The sequence below is a fragment of the Neobacillus niacini genome, assembly GCF_030817595.1.
Lineage (GTDB): Bacteria > Bacillota > Bacilli > Bacillales > Cytobacillaceae > Neobacillus > Neobacillus niacini_G.
This window is the reverse complement of the sequence record NZ_JAUSZN010000001.1, coordinates 4,863,970-4,889,351: the sequence shown is the minus strand read 5'-3', so window position 1 is coordinate 4,889,351 and position 25,382 is coordinate 4,863,970. Positions and strand designations below refer to the sequence as shown.

The 25,382-nt window shown below is 36.5% G+C and carries 18 protein-coding genes and 3 pseudogenes; 1 reads left to right on the top strand and 20 read right to left on the bottom strand.

The features are described from left to right. Positions 1 to 11: 11 nt before the first annotated feature. From QFZ31_RS23170 to QFZ31_RS23155, 4 genes and pseudogenes are all read right to left on the bottom strand, one after another. Positions 12 to 989, bottom strand: a complete 978-nt coding sequence (locus QFZ31_RS23170; protein ID WP_307307415.1) for an ABC transporter permease — start codon at positions 987 to 989, stop codon at positions 12 to 14. Next, positions 982 to 2,496, bottom strand: a complete 1,515-nt coding sequence (locus QFZ31_RS23165; RefSeq protein ID WP_307307414.1) for a sugar ABC transporter ATP-binding protein — start codon at positions 2,494 to 2,496, stop codon at positions 982 to 984. Before QFZ31_RS23165 ends, QFZ31_RS23170 begins: the two co-directional genes overlap by 8 nt. A 61-nt stretch (positions 2,497 to 2,557) precedes the next feature. After that, positions 2,558 to 3,532, bottom strand: coding sequence for a substrate-binding domain-containing protein (locus tag QFZ31_RS23160; RefSeq protein WP_307307411.1), 975 nt, complete (start codon positions 3,530 to 3,532; stop codon positions 2,558 to 2,560). Positions 3,533 to 3,646: 114 nt separating this feature from the next. Then, positions 3,647 to 4,639: pseudogene (locus QFZ31_RS23155) on the bottom strand (LacI family DNA-binding transcriptional regulator); the annotation flags it as partial. A 352-nt stretch (positions 4,640 to 4,991) separates the two neighbouring features. Between QFZ31_RS23155 and QFZ31_RS23150 the strand changes: the two are divergent. Beyond that, positions 4,992 to 5,861 carry a sulfite exporter TauE/SafE family protein gene (locus tag QFZ31_RS23150; RefSeq protein ID WP_307307409.1) on the top strand — a complete coding sequence of 290 codons (870 nt, stop codon included), beginning with the start codon at positions 4,992 to 4,994 and terminating at the stop codon, positions 5,859 to 5,861. A gap of 150 nt (positions 5,862 to 6,011) precedes the next feature. Here the strand turns inward: QFZ31_RS23150 and QFZ31_RS23145 are convergent, their stop codons facing one another. The 16 genes and pseudogenes from QFZ31_RS23145 to QFZ31_RS23070 all read right to left on the bottom strand — a co-directional run bounded on the left by QFZ31_RS23145 (position 6,012) and on the right by QFZ31_RS23070 (position 25,320). Next, on the bottom strand, positions 6,012 to 6,128 hold the full coding sequence (locus QFZ31_RS23145; RefSeq protein WP_307311758.1) for a YjcZ family sporulation protein: 117 nt from the start codon (positions 6,126 to 6,128) through the stop codon (positions 6,012 to 6,014). Positions 6,129 to 6,319: 191 nt separating this feature from the next. Next, on the bottom strand, positions 6,320 to 7,135 hold the full coding sequence (yidA, locus tag QFZ31_RS23140; RefSeq protein WP_307307407.1) for a sugar-phosphatase: 816 nt from the start codon (positions 7,133 to 7,135) through the stop codon (positions 6,320 to 6,322). A gap of 541 nt (positions 7,136 to 7,676) precedes the next feature. After that, positions 7,677 to 8,024, bottom strand: a pseudogene (locus QFZ31_RS23135) (beta-galactosidase); the annotation flags it as partial. 569 nt (positions 8,025 to 8,593) lie between these two features. Continuing rightward, positions 8,594 to 10,273 carry an S-layer protein gene (locus tag QFZ31_RS23130; protein WP_307307405.1) on the bottom strand — a complete coding sequence of 560 codons (1,680 nt, stop codon included), beginning with the start codon at positions 10,271 to 10,273 and terminating at the stop codon, positions 8,594 to 8,596. A 20-nt stretch (positions 10,274 to 10,293) separates the two neighbouring features. Next, a complete protein-coding gene (locus tag QFZ31_RS23125; RefSeq protein ID WP_307307403.1) occupies positions 10,294 to 12,102 on the bottom strand; it encodes a LamG-like jellyroll fold domain-containing protein in 1,809 nt (602 codons plus the stop codon). A 198-nt stretch (positions 12,103 to 12,300) separates the two neighbouring features. Then, entirely contained in the window at positions 12,301 to 13,083 is a 783-nt protein-coding gene (locus QFZ31_RS23120; RefSeq protein ID WP_307307400.1) for a sugar phosphate isomerase/epimerase family protein, read from the bottom strand. Beyond that, positions 13,083 to 14,046, bottom strand: a pseudogene (locus QFZ31_RS23115) (aldo/keto reductase). The gene QFZ31_RS23120 and the pseudogene QFZ31_RS23115 overlap by 1 nt, the downstream one beginning before the upstream one ends. A 20-nt stretch (positions 14,047 to 14,066) precedes the next feature. After that, positions 14,067 to 15,371, bottom strand: a complete 1,305-nt coding sequence (locus QFZ31_RS23110; protein ID WP_307307399.1) for a PTS sugar transporter subunit IIC — start codon at positions 15,369 to 15,371, stop codon at positions 14,067 to 14,069. A gap of 14 nt (positions 15,372 to 15,385) precedes the next feature. Continuing rightward, positions 15,386 to 15,730: a PTS sugar transporter subunit IIB gene (locus tag QFZ31_RS23105; protein ID WP_307307397.1), complete on the bottom strand. Its 345-nt coding sequence runs from the start codon at positions 15,728 to 15,730 to the stop codon at positions 15,386 to 15,388. 1 nt (position 15,731) lies between these two features. Beyond that, a complete protein-coding gene (locus QFZ31_RS23100; RefSeq protein ID WP_307307394.1) occupies positions 15,732 to 16,049 on the bottom strand; it encodes a PTS lactose/cellobiose transporter subunit IIA in 318 nt (105 codons plus the stop codon). A 12-nt stretch (positions 16,050 to 16,061) separates the two neighbouring features. Further along, positions 16,062 to 18,098, bottom strand: a complete 2,037-nt coding sequence (locus QFZ31_RS23095; protein ID WP_307307392.1) for a BglG family transcription antiterminator — start codon at positions 18,096 to 18,098, stop codon at positions 16,062 to 16,064. 172 nt (positions 18,099 to 18,270) lie between these two features. Continuing rightward, positions 18,271 to 21,384, bottom strand: coding sequence for an alpha-mannosidase (locus QFZ31_RS23090; protein WP_307307389.1), 3,114 nt, complete (start codon positions 21,382 to 21,384; stop codon positions 18,271 to 18,273). A gap of 42 nt (positions 21,385 to 21,426) precedes the next feature. Then, positions 21,427 to 22,041 carry a hypothetical protein gene (locus QFZ31_RS23085; RefSeq protein WP_307307386.1) on the bottom strand — a complete coding sequence of 205 codons (615 nt, stop codon included), beginning with the start codon at positions 22,039 to 22,041 and terminating at the stop codon, positions 21,427 to 21,429. Continuing rightward, positions 22,038 to 22,865: a carbohydrate ABC transporter permease gene (locus tag QFZ31_RS23080; RefSeq protein WP_179598324.1), complete on the bottom strand. Its 828-nt coding sequence runs from the start codon at positions 22,863 to 22,865 to the stop codon at positions 22,038 to 22,040. Before QFZ31_RS23080 ends, QFZ31_RS23085 begins: the two co-directional genes overlap by 4 nt. Then, positions 22,865 to 23,803 (bottom strand): carbohydrate ABC transporter permease, encoded by a 939-nt coding sequence (locus tag QFZ31_RS23075; protein WP_307307382.1) that lies wholly within the window; start codon positions 23,801 to 23,803, stop codon positions 22,865 to 22,867. Before QFZ31_RS23075 ends, QFZ31_RS23080 begins: the two co-directional genes overlap by 1 nt. A 251-nt stretch (positions 23,804 to 24,054) precedes the next feature. Further along, complete coding sequence (locus tag QFZ31_RS23070) at positions 24,055 to 25,320, bottom strand: ABC transporter substrate-binding protein (RefSeq protein ID WP_307307379.1); 1,266 nt, start codon at positions 25,318 to 25,320, stop codon at positions 24,055 to 24,057. Positions 25,321 to 25,382 lie beyond the last annotated feature (62 nt).

Sequence of the window (25,382 nt, the reverse complement as noted above, 5' to 3'; positions counted from 1 at the left end):
TGCATTCCCTCCTACTCTCTCTTTTGGAATACTACTGCAATGATGATGATTAATCCCTTAACAAATCCTTGGAGGTGTGGAGAAACGTTCATTAAGTTCATCATGTTGTTCAGAATACCTAAGATTAGTACCCCAAAAAAGGTACCCATGATCTTACCACGACCACCTGTCATTCTTGTACCGCCAATGATAACGGCAGCAATCGCATCTAGTTCATATTGAACGCCTGAACTTGAAGAAGAAATCGAGTTTAATCGAGACGTTTCAATGATAGCTGCTACACTCACAAGTAATCCTACCAAGCTATAGATACCAATTTTCACACGATCAACTCGGATAGCTGAAAGAAGTGCCGCTTTCTCATTACTGCCAAGGGCATAGACATATCGCCCGAACCGAGTTTTATGCATTAATACATAAACAAGTGCTGTCATAACAAAGAAAATAATGACTGGAAAATCAAAAATCCAGAGGTTACTATTCGCAATCGCTGTGAAACCTGAAACCTCTCCTGAAATACTGCCGCCTTCTGCAATATATAAGGCGATCGATCTTGCTGCAGCCATCATCCCTAATGTCGCTATAAACGAAGCAATTCTACCTTTAGCCACCATTAATCCATTTAAAAATCCTGCGAAGGAACCTACTACCAAAGCCGTTAAGATGGCAACGAAAATACTACCTGTAGCATTCATTGCTAAAACGGAAATGACACCGACGAATACCAGCACCGATCCCACCGATAAGTCAATCCCGCCAGAAAGCATTACAACCGTCATACCTAAAGCCACAATGCCAATGATGGAAACTTGCATTAAGATATTCAGTTGGTTATTGATATCTAGGAATCTAGGATTCATTACTGATGCCGCAATAAAAATAACTAAGAAAGCAATAATGACGCTATACTCGGACCATAGCCAAGAGAGGCGACTTTTTGTTGATGAGGTTTGCGGATTTGGTTGTTTGATTGTATTAACATTAGCCAATTTTTTCGGCCTCCCTTTTAGAACCTGTTGCATAACTCATAATTTCATCTTCTGTTGCTTGTTCTCCCTTAAGCCGTGCTGTGATTTCCCCTTGGTAAAGACAATAGATGTGATGACAAACCTTTTGTACCTCTAGTGCCTCTGAGGATAAGATAATCACGGCTTTTCCTTGTTCGGCTAGTGACACAATTTGCTGATATATCTCGTGCTTCGCCCCAACGTCAATCCCTTGTGTTGGATTATCAAAAATAATAATATCTGTATCTACCTCAAGCCATTTAGCAATAATGACTTTTTGTTGGTTACCACCGCTTAACTTATCGATGGTAATCCGGGGGTTATGAACTTTAATGTTAAGCTTTTCCTTATAGTAGTGGAATCTGTCCTTCTCTTTCTTCTCTTGGATAAAACCAGCTTTTTCAAAATGTCCGATTGACGATAAACTCATATTATGAATAACGCTTAAATCCTTGATGATGGCATTTTCTTTCCGATCCTTCGGAACAAGTGCCAGTCCTGCTTCTAACGCTTTTCGTGGGTGATCTATTTTTACCAGCTGGTTATTAATCTTGATTTGACCAGTGTATTTTTTCCGGTATCCAAATAAGCTTTCAAAAAGCTCTGTTCGACCATCACCAGCTAAGCCGGTAAAGCCTAATATTTCACCTTTCCTGAGGGTGAAGGTAATATTTTTATATAATCCTTGACTACTTAAGTCATTCACTTCTAACACGACAGGCCCAAACGAATGCCTTTGAACTAAACGCTCTTGAGAAATCGATTTACCCACCATAAGTTTTGTAATCGTATCTAAATTTTCATTTTCAATACTGCCAGTCCCCACTAGTTCTCCGTCACGCAACACCGTATAAGTGTCGCAAATTTCCTTGATTTCCTTTAACTTATGAGAAATATAAATGATGGACACGCCTGATTTCTTTAGGTTCCTCATTAACACGAATAAACGTTTGACTTCATGTTCCGCTAACGAGGTTGTCGGTTCGTCCATAATAATCAGTTTCGATTTATGTAGCAGCGCCTTTGAAATCTCAATTAATTGTTTATAAGAGGTTTCTAGATTTCTAACATATTCCTTCGGATTGATATCCACACCAAGCTTGGATAAAATTTCACTCGTTTGCCGGCACATCTCTTCTACTTTTAAAAAACCCAGTTTACTTCGAAGCTCGGAACCTAAAAACATATTTTCATAGACTCTGAGATCAGCTACGACATTCAGCTCTTGATGGATAAAGCTGACTCCCTGCTCCTGTGATACTCTTGGATTAGACATTTTTACATCCAGACCATTTATCTGAATCGAGCCATGGTCGGGTTGATGAACACCACCTAAAATGTTCATCAGCGTAGATTTTCCGGCCCCATTTTCGCCCAGCAAAGCGTGAATCTCGCCCTCCGTGACGGTAAGCGATACTTTTTTCAATACAGGTACACCGTTAAATGCTTTTTCAATGTTATTCATTGTCAAAAAAGGACTTGTAGTCATGCTCTTCATCCCACCTTTTTAGGAAAAGTGGAGATACACTGCCTGTATCTCCACCAATTATTTAGAATTTTGATTCTGGATCATAGAACTCATCCACGTTATCTTTTGTCACTTGAGTAGCTTCTTTTACGACCATTGATTCTGCTGGTTTATTCCCTTTCGCAATGTCTGCTGCGATTTTAACCGCGTCCTCAACCATTGTTGGAGAGTATAAGAATGTTGCTGTAATTAAGCCATCTTTTTTCATGTCTTCAAATACAGCCTTACCTCCGCCAGCACCTGTGACGAATTGAATATCCTTACGTCCAGCTTCTTTAATCGCTTGGAGTACACCAAGAGCCATTCCATCATCCTGTGTGAACACCGCGTCAATTTCAGGGTGCGCTTGCAGGATATTTTGCATAACTTCTAATGATTTTTCCGTTGAAAAATCACCACTTTGTGAAGCGATAATCTCAATATCGGAGTTTTCCATTGCTTCTTTAAAGCCCGCTCCACGTTGTTCAGTAACGGAACTTGGTGGACCAGTGATTTCAACGACTTTTCCTTTACCATTTAACTTTTCTACAAAGTATTTACCAGCATTTACACCGATTCCTTCGTTGTCCCCTTTTACAACCACAGTGGCTGCATCATTTTCAAGCTCACGGTCAACAATGACTAAAGGAATCCCTGCATCTTTAATTTTTTGCCCTACTGGAGAAAGTGCTGCAGACTCAATTGGAAGCATGACGATAACATCCACATCTTGAGCGATTAAATCATCCACGTCATTTGCTTGTTTATTTGGATCAGCCGCATTTGTCATCACATACTCAATGCCGTCACTTTCTTTCAGTGCCTTTGCTTGCTTTTCAGCACTATCAATTAATGCTCCCATCCAACCATGTGTGGCAGATGGTAAAGAAATTCCGATTTTTAATGTGTCATCCTCTTTACCACCCTCGGAACCTCCTGTTTCGCTGTTACAAGCTACCAAACCAAACATTGTTACCAAAGACAACATGAATACTAATAATTTCTTCAAACCCTTCACCCCTTTGTTTTTTTAAAAGGCTCTCCCGATATGTACTGTAATCGATTACATTCACATCTAAGGTCAGCGGTCTACTATTAAAGTATTAATAGCAGAGCGCTAATCTTAGCGCATTTATCTTGATGTAGACTCTCGTATGACTAATTCGTGATCCAATATGATACTTTCCACTTCTTCGCCTTTTATTTTTTCAATCAACATTCTCGCTGCAACGTTTCCCATTTTGCGCATCGGTTGAGCGATGGTGGTAAGAGTCGGGTTTGTCATATTTGAAAAATCAATCTTATCAAAGCCTACGACGGCAATATCATTGGGTACATGCAAACCAGCAATATTGATTTCTTTGAGCGCCCCAATGGCCAATAAATCGGAGACGGCGAACACAGCTGTTGGCCGGTCTTGTAAATTCAAGATTTTTTTCATAGCATACTGTCCATTTTCAAATCCTAAATTTGAGGTAGAGATGATATATTCGTTTCTCAAGGTGATTCCATTCTCTTCTAATGCACGTTTGTAACCCATTTTTCGCTGGCGGGCAAATAAATACTTTTCATCGGCATTCATAAGCGCAATTTTGTGGTGTCCGATTTGAATTAGATGCTTGACTGCCCGGTAAGATGCTTCCTCGTTATCAATGGTTACATACGGGATTCCCGTGCATTCTTCATATTCGCTGCATTGAATAACCGCATAATTCTCTGCTAACTTTTTCAGTGTTTCAACATTAACTGCCGGATCCATCGTAATAATTCCATCTGCCATCTTCTTTCGGACTAGGTCGAAGTATATATTCTCCTTTTGAGGGTTAGAATCGGTTTCACAAAGGAGAATGTTATAATTTTGACTAATCGCAACCTGTTCAATTCCTTTAATAATTTCTAAATAAAATGGATTAGAGATGGTTGGAATTAAGATTAAGAGAAGCCGGCTTTCTGAAGTTCTTAAGTTTCTCCCAAGAAGACTTGGTTCATAATTTAATTTCTTTATAGCCTCTTCGACTTTCATTCGTGTTTTTACGGATACGGTATTTTGTCCGTTTAGTACTCTCGATACGGTTGCAACAGAAACTCCTGCCTGTTTCGCTACCTGCTGGATGTTTGCCATCTTCCTGTCCTTCTTTCTTTGATTTCATGAAAGGGTTAATAATGAAATCGATTACATTTTTATAGTAATGTTTTCCAAATAATCTGTCAATACATAATTTTCACTAAAATAAACCAGCTGACTCCCTCGATTGATTCTACATTCTATTAAAATGTAATCCATTACATTTTAATAGATTCTGATTACAAAAAGAGGCCACTGTATTCAAAAGTTGAAACAGTAGCTTTTCCCGTCTGTTTCTCCTTTCAAATCTACTTAATATAACTTATAAAAATGTTCAAAAAATAAATATTTACAAAATTTCAACCATAACTTATAATCCATATAAGATTACTTGGTTTTGAGGAGGTCGAGGATGAATAAATTAATTATTTTTTCTGTAATTGGGTTTTTGGCCCAACTAGTTGATGGGTCTTTGGGAATGGGATTTGGTGCCACATCCTCCTCATTACTTTTAATGTTCGGGATAGCACCAGCAGCTGCTTCTGCTTCGATTCATATGGCTGAAATTGCAACCACTGCAGCATCTGGTGCTTCACATCTATGGTTTAAAAATGTTGATAAAAGAATTCTATGGAGACTAACCATCCCTGGTGCAATTAGTGCATTTATAGGGGCAGCTTTTCTAAGCAGTCTGCCTGGGGATAAGCTCAAACCGTTTATCTCCGTATTTTTAATCGTTTTAGGATTGTACATTCTAATCCGATTTCTATTTTTCAATCATTCTTCTAAGAATCAAGGTTCACCCATTTCAAGTAAATTCTTAACACCACTTGGTATGGTTGGCGGCTTCTTTGATGCCGTTGGCGGCGGAGGATGGGGACCTATCACCGCTCCCGTACTAATTGCAAAAAATGGGATTTCCCCTAAAAAAGTCATTGGCACAGTAGATACAAGTGAATTTGCCATTGCCGTATCAGCAACTTTAGGCTTCATCTTGTTCCTAGGGGTGGATCAGTACCAATGGCAATGGGTCATCGCGTTTATGATTGGCGGAGTGATTGCGGCACCTATAGCCGCTTGGCTTGTAAGAATCGTTCCTTCGTATCTGTTAGGAGTGTTAGTGGGCGGATTTATTATCCTTACCAACTCAATGACCATCATTAAAACTGTTGGATTACCAGTTTCTTTAGCGACGCTGGCTTACGTTCTCATTATCGGATTATGGGCAGTTGCTATTTTCTATCAATTAAAGAATCGAAAACGTTTTGTGGCAGTTCATTAATAAGCAGCAACTGACCACACAGTGATCCATTAATTTAAGTATGTAATTCTTTATCAGACAAAATAATTGAAGGGAGACGATTTCATTCGTCTCCCTTCATTCGTATCCTGAATAAGCTTATTTAAGAAAAACCGTAAATTGGTCCCGCATTTAATCACAGAAAACAAAAGCACCAATAATGATCAATAAAATAAACAACACGATTATAATGATAAAACTGTCGCATCCGCGTGTTTGAACACAAGGAGCCGCATAGCCATAATGCATTTGAGGCTGGGGAAGTACATTCGCCCCCATAGTATGTGACGGAATCATATTATCCATTGTAACACTTCCTTTCATTTGCATTGAGCCTAGATGCCAATACACGATATCATATACAAGGAAGGGCAAAATGGAGCCCGTCTAGATAAAAAAATAGGTTTATTATGTTATTAAAATCAAATTATTTCTGTTGACTACTTGGTTTCTAATATTAATTTTTCAATCGCATAGGCAACTCCATTTTCATTATTAGATAATGTATGGAACTTAGCCACTTCTTTTACAACTGATACTGCATTAGCCATTGCCACTCCACAGCCAGCATACTCAATCATACTAAGATCATTCTCGCCATCCCCAATGCAGATGACCTCTTCCTGTTTAATTGAAAGTTTTTCAGCCAGTTGTTTGACTGCATTTCCCTTGCTGACACGTGGGTCAAGGATTTCTAAAAAGAACGGAGTGCTTTTTACGAAGGTATACTTTTCCCAGAATGATTCAGGTATGTTTGCCATGTTTTGATTCAAACGGTCCGGTTCATCAATAAACATCACTTTGGGTATAAGCATGTCCTTCGGTACTTCTTCAATTGTCCGATAATGGAGAGAAATTCCATTGATATGAGCTTCATGGATCGTGTATCGGCTTATGTCTCGATTTGGTGTATAAAGATTTTCTGTATCAAAGAAATGGAGCGGTGAATTAATCTTTTGACTTAATTCGTATATTTCTTCTAGGTTTTCATAGGTTAAAGTGATTTGGGATTCTACATCCTTGGTGTAAGTATTTTGCACAAGGGCACCATTAAAGGTAATTACATAGTCATCCTCATCATTTAATTTCAATTCCTCAATAATTGATTGGACACCAACGATCGGTCTCCCCGTACAGATTACCACTCTTACCCCTTTTGCTTTAGCAGCCTGAATGGCGTCATTTACCTCTTTTGTAATTTCCTTTCGATCATTCATCAGCGTTCCATCAATATCGATTGCGACTAATTTATACAACTCTTCTCCTCCTATATCTGGTTGTGAATAAAGCATATTACCATACTACAAGAAGGACAATCATTAAGCTAGGACAGAACCCGACTATTTAAAAAAACTCAAACACACATGCTATAGTCAAGAGAGTTTAGATTTACACCACTCTCTCATTTTTCAACAAAGTTTCCCCACCCAAAAACATATATTTTTAGAAGTTAAAAAAACACCTATTTAAGTGGATTTTAACGAGCATATATTTACTTACGTTTTTACCAATACGATTATATTCCAAGATAACTTAGGAAGTACTGTTGACACCCCGCCATTTTCGGACTTGCCATTACCATTGGAATGTGGCAACGGTTCGTTTTCCTCATCATAAACTGTAGTCGATTCTAAGTAAGGAACGTCTCTGAAATCTTTGCAATCATATGTATATATTGACCATGTATATTAATTCCTCTTAAATTCTTAAAGTTTTACCAAATCCTTTAAGTAGATTGTTAGACTTGCCAATAAAAATGGGACAGGAAGCATTTTGCTCTTCCTGTCATTTTTCCTATCACTTCATTTCAATCCCTTTTAATGTAAAGCAATAGGTATACGTTCTGTTCGCATAAAGGGTAAATTCCGGATGAGTTTTTGCCCCCCAGCTATCATCTCCGCCGACACCCATTTGCTTATAATTGATTCGTAAAGTGACTTTATCGATTTCCGGTAATTTATACCCGTGGTCATGCTGCTCAATCTCATGCGGGGTATATGGCAAAGCATTCACTTCAACGGTAGGCAGCCCGTTAATCATTAGACCGATTCCTTCATTGTTCGTAATGGCGGCCCATCTTACCTCCGTTTTATTTCCACATTCCTGAGGTTTTAAATAAGGAATATATTGATCCTTGACTTTACCATGGTCATCATGATCATAAAAGCTTGGGTATTCCGATGGAACAAGCCCCACGCTTCGAACTCGAACCGGAACTTGGAAATCTGATTGCACATCTACAGTTAGATTTTTTATAGGTTCTCCAACAAATTTATAAGCAATTTGAAAGGAAAAAACCTCATTCTGCAAACAAGTTGCATAATTAAATGAAGGGGAAGTTAACTCCTCATCAGCAAATACTTTTGTAAGGGAGCTTAAATATCTAGTTTCGAAGCTATAATAGCTCTCTGTCATTCAAATCCTCCTATTTGCCAAGGTGAAACTTACTCTTGTACTTTTGACTATCAACCTTATTAAAAAAAACAAATCCCTTAAGAAACAAAATATCATTTTCCTAAGGGATTTAAATAATGGTAATATATTTCTCACAGATAGCTCTTATTTACAATTCCCGTTCCAGGCTTAATAGACACTTTGGGTCAGCCCTCACTTCATTAACGAGGAGGGGGACTGACCCCTAAATATGGGGCAGCTGCATTATCCCTAAATGAATCATTGGATGCACGTTCTCCCATCTCTAATTCAATCGTGTTTTACGGTTTTAAAGCTTTATGGGTGTCTGACCCAGTAACATTTACAAAGATCGGATTGGAATAAAACCACATGCTGGTGTAATTCCGGTCATTAATTTTGTTGAAACGCTCTTCATTTTGCTCCGGTGTAGGAGTCCCTTCATAGTCAAAAGATTGATCCTTCAGGGGCTCACCATTACTCATATAACCTTCCACATCAGTACCAAGGTTAGTACCTCGCAGGCGATAATATCTGTCCGTATCAGCCTTTACTTTGTAAGTGATGGTATAAAAGCCATCTTTATCCGGTTTTCCCCAGTCTTTCTTCGTAAAGCGCTTGACAACTTTAGTCGTATCGTTCGTCGTATTGCTGGCATATTGGCTCTTGTCGATCTTGCCAGTTACCTCACCAGAAATTAAATCTATATGATCAACCTGGACCTTGTTCGTAACGGAAATGTCATGAGCGGTAATTGGTGCGTAGTTATTGTACCCTGGACTTTTAAAGCGAATGGTAATAGTCGTTTGATCGCCCTTAGACACTTGCAAATCTTCACCCATCTCCGCTTGCTTTTTATTTCCTTTCAAATTGAATTCCAGTGCATTTATCAGATCGCCATATACACTGAAGGATTTACCTGAACGCATGCCCTCTACGACATCCTTGAACTCATTGCCCTTGACCCAAGTATAGTTTCTTTGATATTCGCTAGGCCAGTAACCGCTTGAGTATTTTCGATTGCTACTTACTTTGAAGTGGAAATCCGAATTGGTAAAATTCCAGAAATGTCGCCCTTCTCCAAGCATTGCATCCCATGCACCTCCTACCTGAGCCACCATCACATCCACACCACCGTATATATCAGACAACTCAGATCGATTAAAGCTGGCGGCCATGTGATTTCCTGGCATTCCTTCCATGCCAAAGACAATTTCTGGAGCAATGTCATTCATCTTACGAAGATCTTCTATAGTAACTTCTCCGCCGCCCCCATTGTGCCTGGACGGATGATTCGGCAATACATAACTATCAGGATAGTTGTCCTTTAACCATTTAATTGCTTCAAAGGTTTTACTTTTATCTGATTTTAGCTTATCCCTATCTGGTCTGTCTCCCCATATATCAGCTTCGTTCGATTTAAATCTATCTGTACTTGTATCATAGCTGTATAACCATTCAAACTGACGAATCCCATCAATTGGTACGGCATCACTTTTGGAATCAATAATAGCGACTGATGCGTGATCTAAATCCATCATATCCCACTCAAAACCAGGATAGATCAACTTGCCAGTGTATTTTCCAGCAGCTTGTAGTGAACGGATTTTGGTCATCTGATCTTGAATGGCTTCCCAACGTGCAGTAGGTTTTTCATTACCATCCGGATCTCTAGGAGAATTACGCAAATGATCGGCCAGCATTATATAGTCAAAAGGCTTGCCGTAAGGTACTTTTATCACCGTTTCAGCGGGCATTTGGTTAATATTCTCACGGAAGGCCGCATTCAATATAGTTTCCAGCTTCATAAAAGGCTCTGACGCATCACTCGACTGTATAGTATGGACATGATACTCGCCAGACATCCATTTACCAGCATCCTTGTGAGAATCTGTAGACTTTGCTGATACTGTCATGATTCCGTGTGACAGAGTGAACGCAGCAATCGAACCGCAAATAAAAGTCTTTAGTTTACTCCCCATTATTTCAATCCTCCCCTTTTTTATTTATTCAGATTAAATCTCTTTTTAAAATTTAAATCTAATTCAAATAAGTTGTATTCATTTGTTAAATATTTTAAATCAACATACGTTCTTTCTTTCTTTGACATTTCATCTACAAATGGTGAATAGGTACGGAAAAAGAGTTTGTTTTTAGCTTCATCAAATTCAACAAGTCTCAGCCAGCCATTTCCCCCTCGATAATCTGCTTGATAGTTTACTAGCATTTGAATAACATCGTTCCCTGCAGAGTTCTGTTTGACCTGATGGACGATTCCAAAATAATGTCCATTCACCGTCATAAATACTTGATTGTGTTCATTCACAAGTTCATTCCAGATTATCTGGCCCCTATCCGACTCAACCGCAACGGTTTTTTGATCAACCGTCTCAGGATAAATCACATCATGAGAAACGATGATTGTTGGTTTGTCTTTGTGTTGATTTAAGACATTTTTTGACCATTCTATATCTGCTTGGAGATTTTTCATATCTACAATTAAGAATAAGTATTCATAGCTGCCTGCTTTTACTATTGAGTAAGACCCATACCCCGAAGGAGAAGATCCTTTATAGTAGTCTTTATTCGCAAAGCGTTGTGGACCATAATAGGTTAAGAAAGGGTCTCCAGCTGCATAATCATGATTTCCAGCTGCCATAATGTAAGGGGTTTCCTTTTTATCTAAATAAGAAATGGCTTCAAGGGAATTTTTCCATTGCTCTTCAGCATTCCCATCGACGATATCTCCAACAAATGCATTCATGACAATATTGTTCTTCTTGGTGTTTTTAGCAATCCAATTCATTTGGCTAGTAAATATCTCAGGATTCATATTTGAGTATTTTTGTGTATCTGGAACAAAAAGAAAATTATAATTATTTTTATTTGTCAGGAATGGTATTTCATCGTTTGTTCCTTCAACTGGTTGTTTATCACGAGCATCTTGAACAAGCCATTCCATTTTAGTCAAAGCCTTATTAGCAATTCGTATTTCTTGGATGTTCCCTGCAAATAATGCATCTAATTCATTTCCCCACTCAGAAGCACCAATGTTCCAGCCTTTTCCTCCTATAGAAGCTATGCCTTTGACCTCTATTGATTTCCCGTAATCGCTAACGCCATTCACAGTTAAAGTCGTCGTTTGCCCATCATTCACAACCGCCAAATGATACCATTCATCTGTATTTAATGAACGAGACCAGTTCGTCACATTATAGTTTAAGTTAGATGGATGACTTGTCCACTGAATTTCTTTATCATTGGATACAGATAACGTAGTCAGGATTTCTTTCTCACCTTCTATTTTATTAAGATCGGCGGCCTGCCCTTGTCTTGTTAAAATTCCCATCCAACTATGTAATCTACTATTAAAATTACTGGGCAATTTGAAAATGGCTTCGACGGTAAACCCGTTATCAAACTTCTCGGAATTAATCGGTGCACCATTCGTTGTTTTTAAATATCTTCCCGCAGGAGCATTTTTATAATTAGCGAATTCTAAACTTTCTACATTTGCTAGATTATAATAATCTTCTTCAGACCATTTTATCAACCCTTCCAAGTCTGGTGAAGATGAATCACCCACCGTCACTAATTCTAGGTCATTCCCATTTTTACTTGCATCTTCAATAATGATATTCCCATTTTCAATCGTCCCACTTTTCACATGATCTTTTGAAAACTTCCAATCTGCTACAATACTATTCGTTTCTTGTTTAACTGCATTACTCTTAGCCTCTGCAGGTTCTGTAAAGCTTGGAATCATCATACAAAAGACCGATAAACCTAATAACGTATTTTTCATTTTCATACAACGTTTCCTCCTCTCATTAATAGCTATCATTATCTATGGTCAAAAACATCATTACGTATCGCAGACCTTCGATCACACGACTTGTAATACAATGCTTAGCACCCTGGTACAAAACACGAGCAATCTAGACAACTTTAATTCTATAATTGCAATGCTCGTAAAATGTCTCCCTATTATCCGAATTCCCCTTTCTTTTTACACTTCCCTTTCCAGGCTTACTAGATAATCAAAACCAATTTTTAAACTTTCAAAGATTCCAATTCTAGAATAATCCTGTTCAACACAATAATATTCGACGCCATTTTCCTCACCCCATTGAACAACAGATTTCATGTCAATTTCACCGCTGCCAACCTCTATTAAGTTGTTTCCCATATCGTTCAAATCATATCCAGATTGATAATCCTTTAAGTGGAGGATAGGGGCTCTCCCACTATACTTCTTTATACTTTCAACTGGATTTTCACCAGCAATCGTCATCCAGTAGGTATCCGGTTCAGGGTAGATACAAATGCCATTTACTGGATCCGTAATAAAATCAATTACTTTCCGTCCATCTACTAAATGATTGTAATCGTATTCAGGGTTATGTAGCCCGACTCTAAAACCCAAAGAACTCAACTTTTGAGCAACTTCCAACAAAGTGGCTTTTGTCTTACGATAACCTTGTTCATTTTGTTCATCATCATCAATATATTTATCGAAAATGGTTTTACAGCCAAACAAATAGGCCTCTTCAATAATTCCATCGACATCATTAAAAAAACGTTCATGTTTGATATGCATACCTGCGACTTGTAAATTATATTTCTTAAGTAGAGCAGCAACTTTAAGGGGGTCATTTCCTCTCATTCCATCAAGCTGGACCGCCTCGAAACCAATTTTTTGCAGTCTTCTTAAAGTGCCCTCCGCGTCTTCGGCAAACTCTTTTCTAACGGAATACATTTGAGCTGCAATTTTACTTTTTAAATTTTTCATCACAGTTCGCCCCTTTTAAGGTCTAAAAAACTGATTTCATCTGAGGATAATTCAATAGTAGAACCTGAAATTGAATTAACTAATTCCTCCTTGTTTTCAGAACCAATAAGCGCCGCTGTAGGGAACGATTGATTTAATACATAGGCTAAAGCGATTTGGATCGGACTTGCTTGTTTTTTCTCAGCCACTATTTTTGCACGCTTGTATCTTTCCCAGTTTTCTTCGCTATAGTACACTTCCGCGATTTCTTGATCGGCTATAACTTCTGGAGAAAAAACGCCCAGAGAAAAATCCGCCTGCTTGACTAGACCAAGAAAATAACGGAAGACGTGTTTCTTCATGCCATTTCACCATGTCACTGTTTGCGGATACGCAATTTTCCCAACGAGGCTTTAAAGGTTTGGCTAAACTTAAGTTTGGACTATTGAAGCTTAGACGTGTCAATCCATTTTCTTTTGCATACGTATCAGCTTCTATAATTCTATCTAACTCCCAATTCGAAAGCCCAATTGCATATATTCTTCCAGCCTCCACCTGTTTGTGAAGGGCCTCCATAATGAGTCCAACAGGTTTGGTTGGATCATCCCTATGCAAGGCATAAAGTTCAACATGATCTGTTTTTAAATATTCTAAACTGGTCATTAAGTCTTCTTCGATTGCTTCCGGTGTTACTCTTGGTTGATTAGCATTTTCCCTTATAGGATGGCAGCCCTTAGTTAAAATATTTATCCTGTCTCTATTGCCTCTCATATCCATCCATTTACCTAATGCCTTTTCACTATGACGGTAATGTCTTGCTGTATCAAAGGTATTTCCACCAAGAGCAATATATTCATCTAGAACGGGCGCGGCAAACTCTATATTATCAAGTCTCAAAAAATCGCCAGATCCCATCACAATATTTGAACATGAAAGTGAAATGGGCTGTTGATCTCTGGTTCCAATAATTGTAATAGTTTTCATTTCTCTTCCTCCAATAATGTTTAAAAGTCTAAGTCAAGGTCAGCATATTTGTCATCAACCTTATTGTTTTGCTGCTCTACACTTTTCTCATAAAGCTTAAAGAAAGGATAATACATCAATATGGCAAGTAGAAATACACCGATTATCAACAATAATACTCGCCAGTCCATGGTAGATAGTAATTGCGCAATAGGAATGGGCGCATCCGCAACATGAACGACTGGTATGTTAACAAACCCCCACTTAAATACATACCATTGAAGCGTTGCTAATATAGGGGTTCCAATTACAAATGGAATAAACAAGTAAATATTAAAAGTAATGGGCAATCCATATAGAATGGGTTCAGTAATTGAAAACAGACTAGGAATGATGGACGTTTTACCCACACTTTTGATTTCCTTCACTTTACTGAATAAAGCTAGTATGACGAGTGCACCTGCAAAACCGGCCCCTGATAAACTAGCAAAGTAGTCCCAAAAGTTAGGGGTAAAAATATATTCAGGTTGACCTCCGTTAATCAATGCTGAAATATTTTCTCCCAGATAGAAGGTAGCAAATGGAAGTACAAAGCCAGCTAAAACAGCATAACCATTTATTCCGATAAACCAAAAAAGCATCTCAAGGAAGACGATGATAAATACCATGACCGGAGTATCAATCGATTCAATTCCCCAAAACAAATGGCCAAAAATAAACTCTGATACATTTGATTGTTCAGTTTTTCTTTCAATTAATAAATTAGTTGCAAGAAAAAGAAATGAGAGTAGTACAATTGGCATGATTAATTGAAAGGTATGGACACTGCCTTCAGGGATATTTTTAAATTTAGCTGTTAAGTTATATTTAGTACATTTATTTAATACTTCAACTGTCAATAAGGACACAATTAAAGCAACTAATAATCCTTCTGAATTAAAATTTTCAAATTCGATTCCATTAGTAGTAATCCCGCCAATAGCAACTCCAACTGTAAAAACACTTGAAAATATCGACGGTATGATCGGCGCCCCAATTCTTTTAGCATGTCTATACGAAATAGCTATGGCAGCATAAATTGAGAGCATACCAAAGGTAAGTTGAACCGGAATTTTAAAAATAGTTAAATCTATCTGCCTGAAGCTTCCATAGTTTTGCTGAATATATTGTAAAATGATATAAAAAACCAAGAAAAACGACCCAATTAATAAGACAGGAGTGATATCCTTAAATCCATTTTTAATAGAAGCCAAATACTTTTGCTTTTCGAGTTTCCCAGCCATAGGAGCAATTGCTTTTTGTATTTTAGTTATCCGTTTTTCTAAATAACTATAGAGTAATTTCATTGAAACTAGCTCCTTTAATTATTCCTTTGAGAGTCCATTAGAATAGCTTGTTTTAAGATATTTGCTCCATTCATAGTTCCGTAGTCTTTGGTATTAATAATTTCTAAAGGTTTATGATAAGAATCCGCAATTTCCTTTAGTTCATCAAATCGGTGTCCAATTTGAGGACCGAGAAGCAATACATCAAAATTAGAAATATATTCGCTTAATTCGCCAGCTGGGCGAGCCTCAATTTTAATATCTTTATCCTTTAGTTTCTCACTTTTGCTGACAATATCTTTCATCGTAGAAACTAGTATCCCTGTTGAGGCACCTAAATTACAAAGCAATAGAATATGTAGTTTATTGCTAATCTTCATTTTATCTCTCTCCATTCTTTAAAGTTTGAAACATTTTAATCATTTCTTTCACAATCGTTGACATAAGGATTGTATTCATAAGTGTATCCTGAGCATGAATTAATAAGACTGAGAATTCATTTTTACCGCCATTTGCTTCCGTAACAATTAATTGAGTTTGTAAGTTATGGGCTTCATTCATTAATTTCTCAGACTCTTTGATACATTGCTCTGCCATTTCTGGATTACCAGTTCGAACATATTCCAGTGCTTTTACAAGAATTGAAAATGCCTCTCCTGCTTTTGAAATCATCTCAAACGAAACCTGTCCATTTTCCATAAATATCACCCTTTAACTATAAATTGTCGCAATAATCAAATCGTATATTTCTGTATTTGAATTTAAATTAATTAACTCTTCAACCTTTTCATGATCTAATGCTAACTTTGCTATATTTTCAACTAGCATATGGGTGTCTTTTGATTTAAAAGCTAAAGTAAAAATTAACTTAATCGGTTTTTCAAATCTATCATTTATATTGATTCCGTTTGGTAATATCGTAATCCACATAGAATCTTCAATAACGCCATCCTCCATCCCTGCATGGGCAATCATCACCCCTGGGGCAACTACCATATAGGGACCAAACTTCCTCAAATTTGTAATAATTTTATCTTCATAGTTTTTTATAATGAGCTCATTTTTAATTAAAGAACTTGTTCCAATTTTGATTGCTAAATCCCATCTATTTGTTGGAATTGTTTTGTCCTTTGTTATACTTGTCTCATTAAAGTGAATTCTGCGAATTTCCTTTTTAGGAACTCTTGTTTCACCTTTTGATAGAATATTTATTAAGTCTAATTCTAGTTTGCTTAAATTCGTAATGCTGCTGGTATTTTCTCGAATCGTTTTCATTATGAGATTAAATTTATCTAGTTCTTTTTTCTCTTTCATAACAAGCTTTAAACTTAAATGCTGTTGTAAAATTTCTAAATCCTTCTTTTGTAAATAATTGTTTACTTTTAATATTTTTGAAGATTGAACATCGGGAATATCAATGGTTGTAATAATAAAGTCATAATTGTTTAAGTGTTCCCTATTAAACTCCCGAACAGGTAGTGTTTTTACTTCTCCATATTCAAATATTTTCTTAATTTGCGTCATGATCATTTGTGATATTGCTAAACCTTCCACACAAACAATTAAAATTTTCGCTTTCTTTTCTTTACGATCTTCCTGCCTTCTTATTTCAGACGCAAAGTAAATTGAAATAAATGAAATTTCTTGATCCCCAATTTTCGTATCCAAATATTTCTCAGCATTTTCACATGCGGATTTTGTAGCCAAAAATAGCTCTTTATAGTCTGATACAAATTCATGAAAGATCGGATTTTTCACAAGAATCGATTGTGTCACCCTTTGAACCATTGAATCTATATGAGCTTTTAATTGGGTCATAAAAGAATGATTAGCTGTAAAATCAACATGGTAAGCCTTGCTTATATATTCAATAATTTCTTCGAGGAATTTTGTTGTATTATTATGACTGTTATCAGTGGAATGACCTTTCACATTTCCAATGATATTTAATAGTAGGGCCTCATGTTCAGACTGTTTTTGTCCATTCTGGATAATAGGATCAAAATGCCACTCATTATTTTCTTTGATAATTTTCATGACAATGGTTAGTAGTAAAACGTAATTGCGATCATCTATGACCTTCCCAATAAACTTTTCGATTTCCTGGCACTCTAGTAAGGCTTGATACAAATAGTCGATATCGACCAAATTGAATAAAACTAATTCCGCTTGCTTCGAGAAAACTTTCTCATTGTCTATAAGAAAACTGTAAATTTCCCTAATATTAATTAATTCCATTAATGCCCTTGTAAATAAGCTATATCTTTTTATTTTTGGCCCTGAAATGGAATAACCTTTTCTAGTTTGATGAACTAATGATAAATTTTCAGAATAGAGCTGTTCTTCAATTACGCTTAAATGATTTAATACGGATGTCCTGGATATGAATAAAATATCTTCAAACTCTGAAACAGGAACGATTTCATCAGCAATTAATAATTTAAGCAGGATGAAATATTGAATCTCTTTCTTTGAGTATTTATACTCTTGAGTGGTCGTAAATTGCTTGAAAAGTCGTAGTTTATTCTTAACCTCATCCTTTTCCAACACCATAATGCCTCTTTTATGATTTTTCTTAATAATATCCAGCTGGTTTTTGATCAAGAAATTTTCGACATTATTCAGGTCATACCTAACTTGCCTTTCGGTGAGATTTAACTCTTCAGAGATACTCTTGTAGGTAATGAAATTTTCTTGATTTAGTAAAAAGTCTAATATTTGCAGCTCTCTTTGCTTTAATCTCACCATGATTGCTACCCCCTATTTGTAATATAAAAAAGAATAAGTACTGAAACAATCATCTATGTAACAATTTTTGACGCCTAAAAAACGAAAAGTTATTATTATAAACTACAATAGAAAAAGAGGGGAGAGATGAATCAACAGTTTTAAAGGCATACTCCCCTCTTCCTTCTTTGATCTATTCAAACAGTATCGTTTTAATTTCGAATGGTTTTACAGTTAATTCCACCACATTTGAAGTAAACCTTTCCATGATTGGATTTTCCATTAAATCCGTTTCAGTCCATGAATGAAATGGGAAGTTCGGTTTGAATGTTACTTTTTGTGTTCCACCCGTGTAGTCATGGAATCTGACAATGACCCCATCACAATTTTCTCCCTTTTTAATAGCATCAATTGAAATTTTTGGTTCATTCATAAACTCAATCAGCTGCGCAGCATCAAATGGAACTCTTCCTGGCAATGCCTCTAATGGACAATTGAGTGCCCACGCTTCTTGAACCGTATTAGCCTGAATAAAGTCGCCGCTATGTGGGAATAAGCTATACGTAAATTCATGTAAGCCGATATCTGCTGTAGGATCTGGATCAATCGCACCCTTTAATAATGTTAATCGGATAACATGATCCTTAATATCGTGACCGTATTTAGATTCATTTAACAGGCTTACTCCAAACTGATATTCAGATACATCCACCCATTGGTGGGCAACCGATTCAAATCGTGCCATATCCCAGCTTGTGTTCCAATGTGTAGGGCGTTTCACATTCCCAAATTGAATATCATAAGTCGCCTCTGTCGTCCGAACGTTTACAGGAAACGCAACTTTCAATAATTGCTGGCGTTCATTCCAATTAACATTTGTTTTAAAATCAATCCGTTTTGTTTTTGAATAGACAATCATCCTTTGCGTCATCGACGATTTTCCAAATTGATAAGTAAATTCAATATCCACAAACAATGGATTGATTTCCTTTATACTGATATTACTTGCGGTTATTTCTTTCATTTTTTCGGAGTAATAAATATCAATATCCCATGCTTCAAAGTTCATCGGTTTATCTTCAAATAATTGGAACACATTTCCCTTACCTGCAAGCACTTGTCTATCACTTTCTTTATCCAACAGTCCAACTAATTGTCCTTCGTTATTCCATTCAATGACATAAAATGGCGTTTCAACCTTCTGGTCCTCAACTTTAAAACCATTACCTTCAAGGATTACTTCTTCTTTCTTGCTAATGCCGCTGATTGTTTTATAACCTAGTGATGGAATATGTTGAACATACACAAGATAACCATCCGGTAATTCCACAGATTCTAATAGTGTATTCGACTGATCCACAAAACTCATTTTCTTTTCTTTTTCGGAAATAAAAACAAATTCACTGCGGTCCCATGCATTACTATTAAAAATAGTCCAATCAAATCGATTATTTTTTACCACTTTACCAAGGAATTCACTTTTTATTGCAGCTAAAATTTCCTGTGCCTCACCATATTCAACTTTCGCATCCTCATATACTTCATGAATAGAGGAACCAGGAATAATATCATGAAATTGATTTCGAAGGATAATCTCCCAACCCTCATGCAGTTTTTCCATTGGATATTCAATCTGTTCTTTTTCCTTTAAGGCCCATGATCTCAGAAATTCTGCTTCCCTGTAACCTAATTCAAGCTTCCGATTCATATGTTTTACAAATGCTTGGGAAGTATAGGTTCCACGATGGTATTCTAAATAAAGCTCTCCATCCCAGGTATGTACATATTCATCTGTGTTTTCTACCGTTTCATGCAGTTTCTCAAAGTATTGCTTGGCGGAACCTGTCTTAACATGAGGAAGACCCGGAATTTTATCCAATCTTCTCCTTTGTTCAAGCATTTCTCTATTTACCCCGCCTCCGCCATCCCCATGGCCATAACTTAGAAGCAGCTCTTGATTAATGTTCTTATCGATATAGTTATCATAGGTACCTTTAACCGTTTTTGGTTCTAAAACGCCATTATACGTATAGTGGAATGAATCCGTATTATAGTCCTCTGGTTCAGGTGTTGTAATGAAATGCGTCAATATTTCGCTTCCATCAATACCCTTCCACCAAAAAGTATCATGCGGCATTCTGTTAAATTGATTCCAGCTGATTTTTGTGGTCATAAAGGTTTTTAGATTTGATTTAACCAGAATTTGCGGCAATGCCCATGAATATCCAAAAACATCCGGTAACCATAAATAGTTTGGTTCTTTACCAAATTCATTTTTCATGAATTGAGTTCCATATAATAGCTGTCTTACAATCGATTCACCTGATGGAATGTTACAATCTGCTTCCAGCCACATACCGCCGTCAATTTCCCACAATCCATCTTCAATTCTTTCCTTGATTTGCTCGAAGATTTCTGGATAATCTTTTTTGATATAAGAATATAATTGTGGCTGTGATTGTAAAAAGTAGTAGTCCGGATATCGCTCCATCAATCGTAAAACCGTAGAAAATGATCTAGCTGCTTTTTCCCTCGTATGTTTTAATCTCCATAACCAAGCAACATCGATATGAGTATGGCCAATGGCTGTGACCGTTACAGGTGTATGCTTGTCAAATTTTTCAACTTCACTTTGCAAAGTACGATTTGCTGCCTGACATGATTCATAAAAGAATGTACTGCCAGGCTCTGACCAATCAATACATTTAAAGGTTTTGGATAATACTTGTTCTAAAGCAACTTTAGCAGGGTCATTTTTATCAAGAATATTCGCCGTTTCTAAAACCATTTTTGCTGTGTAATATAAATCATCTACATCTGGCTGAAGATAGGCAATATCACTATATTTAAATTCATGCTTGCTGATTCTTGGCGGTCCGCCGCCTTCTAAGCCTGACCATAATTTCAAGCTCAACTCAATCGTAGTACCATAAAATTCTTTTCTTAAAAAGACTTCTTTATGATTAGCATCAACGCCTTGATAGGGAACTCCATTAATAAAAAGTAAGGATTCAAAGCCGGAATTTGTTCCGCCATCTGTTTTTCCAAAATCAAAAAGCAATACAATCTCTTTATCCTTTGTATCTGGAATACTCAGTTCAGTTGATAACCAAATATAATAGTCCCTTCCTGACCATGTATCGCCGCGGCGAAACACTTTCCAGGTTTCGTCTCTTCGTGGCGGGTATTTTTCTGATTTTGTTTCATCCTCTTTATGGTACCAATCATTGATTCCAATACGATTTTGATAACGATAGCTATTTAATTCTTCAATTCTATTTTTTAATTTATCTTGTGTAAAAAACATATTGCATCCACCTTTCAATAGGACCATTATCAGCTTGTGGCTTTACATATGCACAGCATCTGAGGTTGGCTGCCAAGCTGATTTCCATATTTTGCTTCCATACTTTTGGTGTAAATAACAGACTGCACCAATTGAAATAATAATCACGGGAGGAAAAATAATACTAGAACCAATGAATATGAAATAACAGATTCCTATAACAAAGGAATAAGGAAATTTAACAAAAGTCATTATAATACTTTTCCGCAGCATCTCTTTCACTGGCTCTTCTTTAGTGGTCATTACGAACATATAATTTATCATACTAAACGTTATAACCATTAAGAAAAATATGGACAGAGAATAGATCAAGATACTAGTAAGACGAGTAGTCGTTTGGGCAATTTCAAGGTTTAGGAGACCAAGAAAATAGAAAAAGCAAAGGATGATTTCAGCTATTAATCCTTTAAAAAAGGACGCTTTAAAGTTGGCTACGAAAAGCTGAAACAAGTTACCTGAAGCGACTCCTGTACTTTTCTGATGGAAAACATGAATACCGGCAGAAAAGGAAGCGACTATGGTAATGATAGGCAATGAGAAAGTTAATATTAATAGTCTTAACAGTATTGTATCCATTACTTTATCCAGCAAAGAAAAGAATCTTTCTTTATTCATCACTCTTTAACAGCTCCATCCGTAATACCTGCCATGAGCTGCCTGCTAAAGAAGAAGAATATGAGCAGTACCGGTATAGTACTTATTAATGTACCTGTTATGACAAGTGGATAATCTGTAAAATATAACCCTTGTAATCTTGTTAAAGCCAGCGATATAACATATTTCGATTCATCATTTAAGATAATTAACGGCCATGTATAATTATTCCAGGCGCCAATAAACGAGTAAATCGCTAAGAAGGACAAGGCCGGTTTTAATATAGGAATCCCAATTCTCCAGTAGGTCCCAAATGTACTACAGCCGTCCATCTTTGCGGCTTCAATAATACTATCTGGAATAGCATTTTCACAATACTGTTTTATCCAGAATATCCCAAATGCATTTGCCATTCCTGGTATGATCAATGCATTATAGGAGCCCACCCAGCCCATCCAATCCATCATAATAAATTGCGGGATGATGTTGATTTGCCCTGGGATCATCATAGTCGCTAACAAAAACACAAACAGTATTTTTTTCCCTTTGAATTTCATTTTTGCAAATGTATATCCTGCTAAAGAATCAAAGAACAGAATCAGTATCGTGGATACAACAGCATAAAATACCGTATTCAAAAAGGCTTGAAAGAAATTGGTTTCTGTTAAGACAATGATGGTATTTTCTATTAAATGTCCACCTAATGTTAAGTAGGGAGGAATAGCAAAAATCTCACTATTGGTTCTACTTGCCATAACAATCATCCAATAAAAGGGGAATAAAGAGAAAATAGCACCAACAATTAACGTAAACCTTATAACAATAGTAGAAAGTGATAATTTCTTCATTAGTCATCCTCCCCCTTTATTCTGTAAGATGTTAAGTACCAGTTAATTAAGGAAATGATTAATATGATGACAACTAATCCCCAGGTGATAGTTGAGCCATATCCATATCTACTTTGAAGGAATGCAGTTTGATAAATATAGTACACAATCGTTAACGCCCCGCCCTCAGCTGTTGCATTGGTTGGAACGAGTACTTGTGCTTCAGCAAATACTTGTAAACCTCCAATGGTTGACATCATAACTGTAAATAAAATAATCGGTTTCAATAATGGGACTGTTATTTTGGTGAATAACTGATAGTTGGAAGCGCCGTCAATGATGGCTGCTTCATAATAGTCAGCTGGTATTTTTTGCAAACCGCTATAATAAATAATCATGTTGTAGCCTAGATATTGCCAGATGCCAACTAAAGCAATAATAATTCGAATCCAGAAGGGACTATCAATAAAAGCAATCGGTTCCTTCCCTAACAATTCCAAAACTGCATTGATTAATCCACTCTGATTGGAAAATATAAGTCCAAACAGAATCGTTACTGCCACTACCGATGTAACATAAGGTAAGAAAAAGGTTGTTTTATAAAATTCCTTTCGCTTAACAATACTAAGATTGATTAAAAAGGCTAACACTAGTGCGATGACTAGCATTGGAACGGTTTGGATAACCCAAATGATCAGCGTATTTTTTATCGATAACCAAAAGTCTGTATCAGCTAATAAAGTCTTAAAGTTTTCTAAACCAGTAAATTGCACCTCTCCAATACCATCCCATTTACTAAATGCTAGGATAGCAGAAAAAACAATGGGGAATAATCCAAAAATAAGAAAGAGTATATAAAATGGAGCTATGAATATATAAGGAGTTGCCTTTTCTGAAATTTTGCTGTATTTATCCTTAAAACTCTTCTTCTCTTGCACATCATTGATCGTATCATCCATGACCTTCACCTCATATTGTGGCTTGTTAACCTATTTTCAAATATATTTTAAATTTTCATGATAGTGAGCGATCACTATTCATGAAAATCATATTTTTCTACTTTTATGGAATAGTGAAATATTTTCAAGAGTTTCTTTTTAAAGGAATGGAGAGATAGTAAATGGTAGTAACTTGTCTTATCGATGTATATGTAAACGTTAAAAAAGAAGATAGAGATTAAGCATGTAAAGAACTGCTTAATCTCTATTTATTATTTCAATACTTCTGCTTTCTTTACTGCATCATCCCAAGCTTTCTTAGGATCCTTACCTTGTGATTCTACTAAGCTAATTTGATCTTCGAAATATGTGAATGCTGAAGTGTCTCTTGTATCACGATAAACGTAAGTAATATTTTCAGCCGCATCAATAAAGTACTCATTTACATCTTGTCCACCAAAGAATTCATCCTTACTAACCATTTCTGGCTTTTCATAGATACTTTTTAATGAAGGGAAAAGACTATTTTCGGTTAAGTTAGCTAATTGACTTTCTTCATTTGTTAAATATTTCACTACCTCAACAGCTTCTTTAGGGTTAGCTGTATTTCCTAATACTGCTAAATAAGATCCTCCTTGGTTTGAGTATCCACCTGGCGTTTTAGCAATACGCCATTTACCAGCAGACTTGTCTGCATCCTTTACATCCATTACACCCCAAGAGGCTCCGATATAGGCTCCGTACATTCCTTCGTTTATCGCATTCACATTATCAATGGAATTTGACTTTGTTCCTAATGTATAACCTGCATCAATTGCTTTAACGACAAAATCCCAAGCTTCTTTCAATTGACCGTCAGCTAGAGTTAATTCTCCTTCTTCATTATACATACCTGAATCGAGCGCTCTGTATTGTTCTCCGAGAAGTCCAACAGCAGAGAGGAACATAGGCTTCCCAATTGCTTCATTCATTTTTTTGGCTGCATCTAAATAATCTTCCTTCGTAACAATCAAATTTGAAACTTCTTTTGGATCTGTAGGAAGTCCAGCTTCTTCAAACAAATCGACACGATAGAACAATCCAGTAGGACCAATATCCAATGGCATAGCGATCATACTCTTTTTATCGCCCGTTTTAGCTGCTTCCCATTTCCACTCAACATATTGGTCAGCTATTTTATCTGCATCATGATCCAATAAGTTTACAAATTTATCAGCATAAGGGAGGAAATCTTGAATATTACTGTTAACAGTTGCGATATCTGGGGCTGATTTGGAATTCAAGCTTGTTTTTAATTTAACATCATAATTACTATCAGCTGGTAATTCAACAAAGTTTAATTCATAATCTGGAAAAGCCTTCTTTGCTGCATCCATGGAACCTTTACTAATTGCCCCAACATAATAATTAATGGTTAATTTGACTTTACCATCTGATGTTTTACTGCCGGCTTCGTCAGAACCTGAGCATCCAGCTAAAACTAACATTAAAACCAGTAAACTACTAAGAAATCCGAAAAACTTTTTTCTTTTTCTCATTAATTTTTCCCCCTACTAATTTAATAGAATAAATTCACCTTAATGGTTCATTTACATATTAA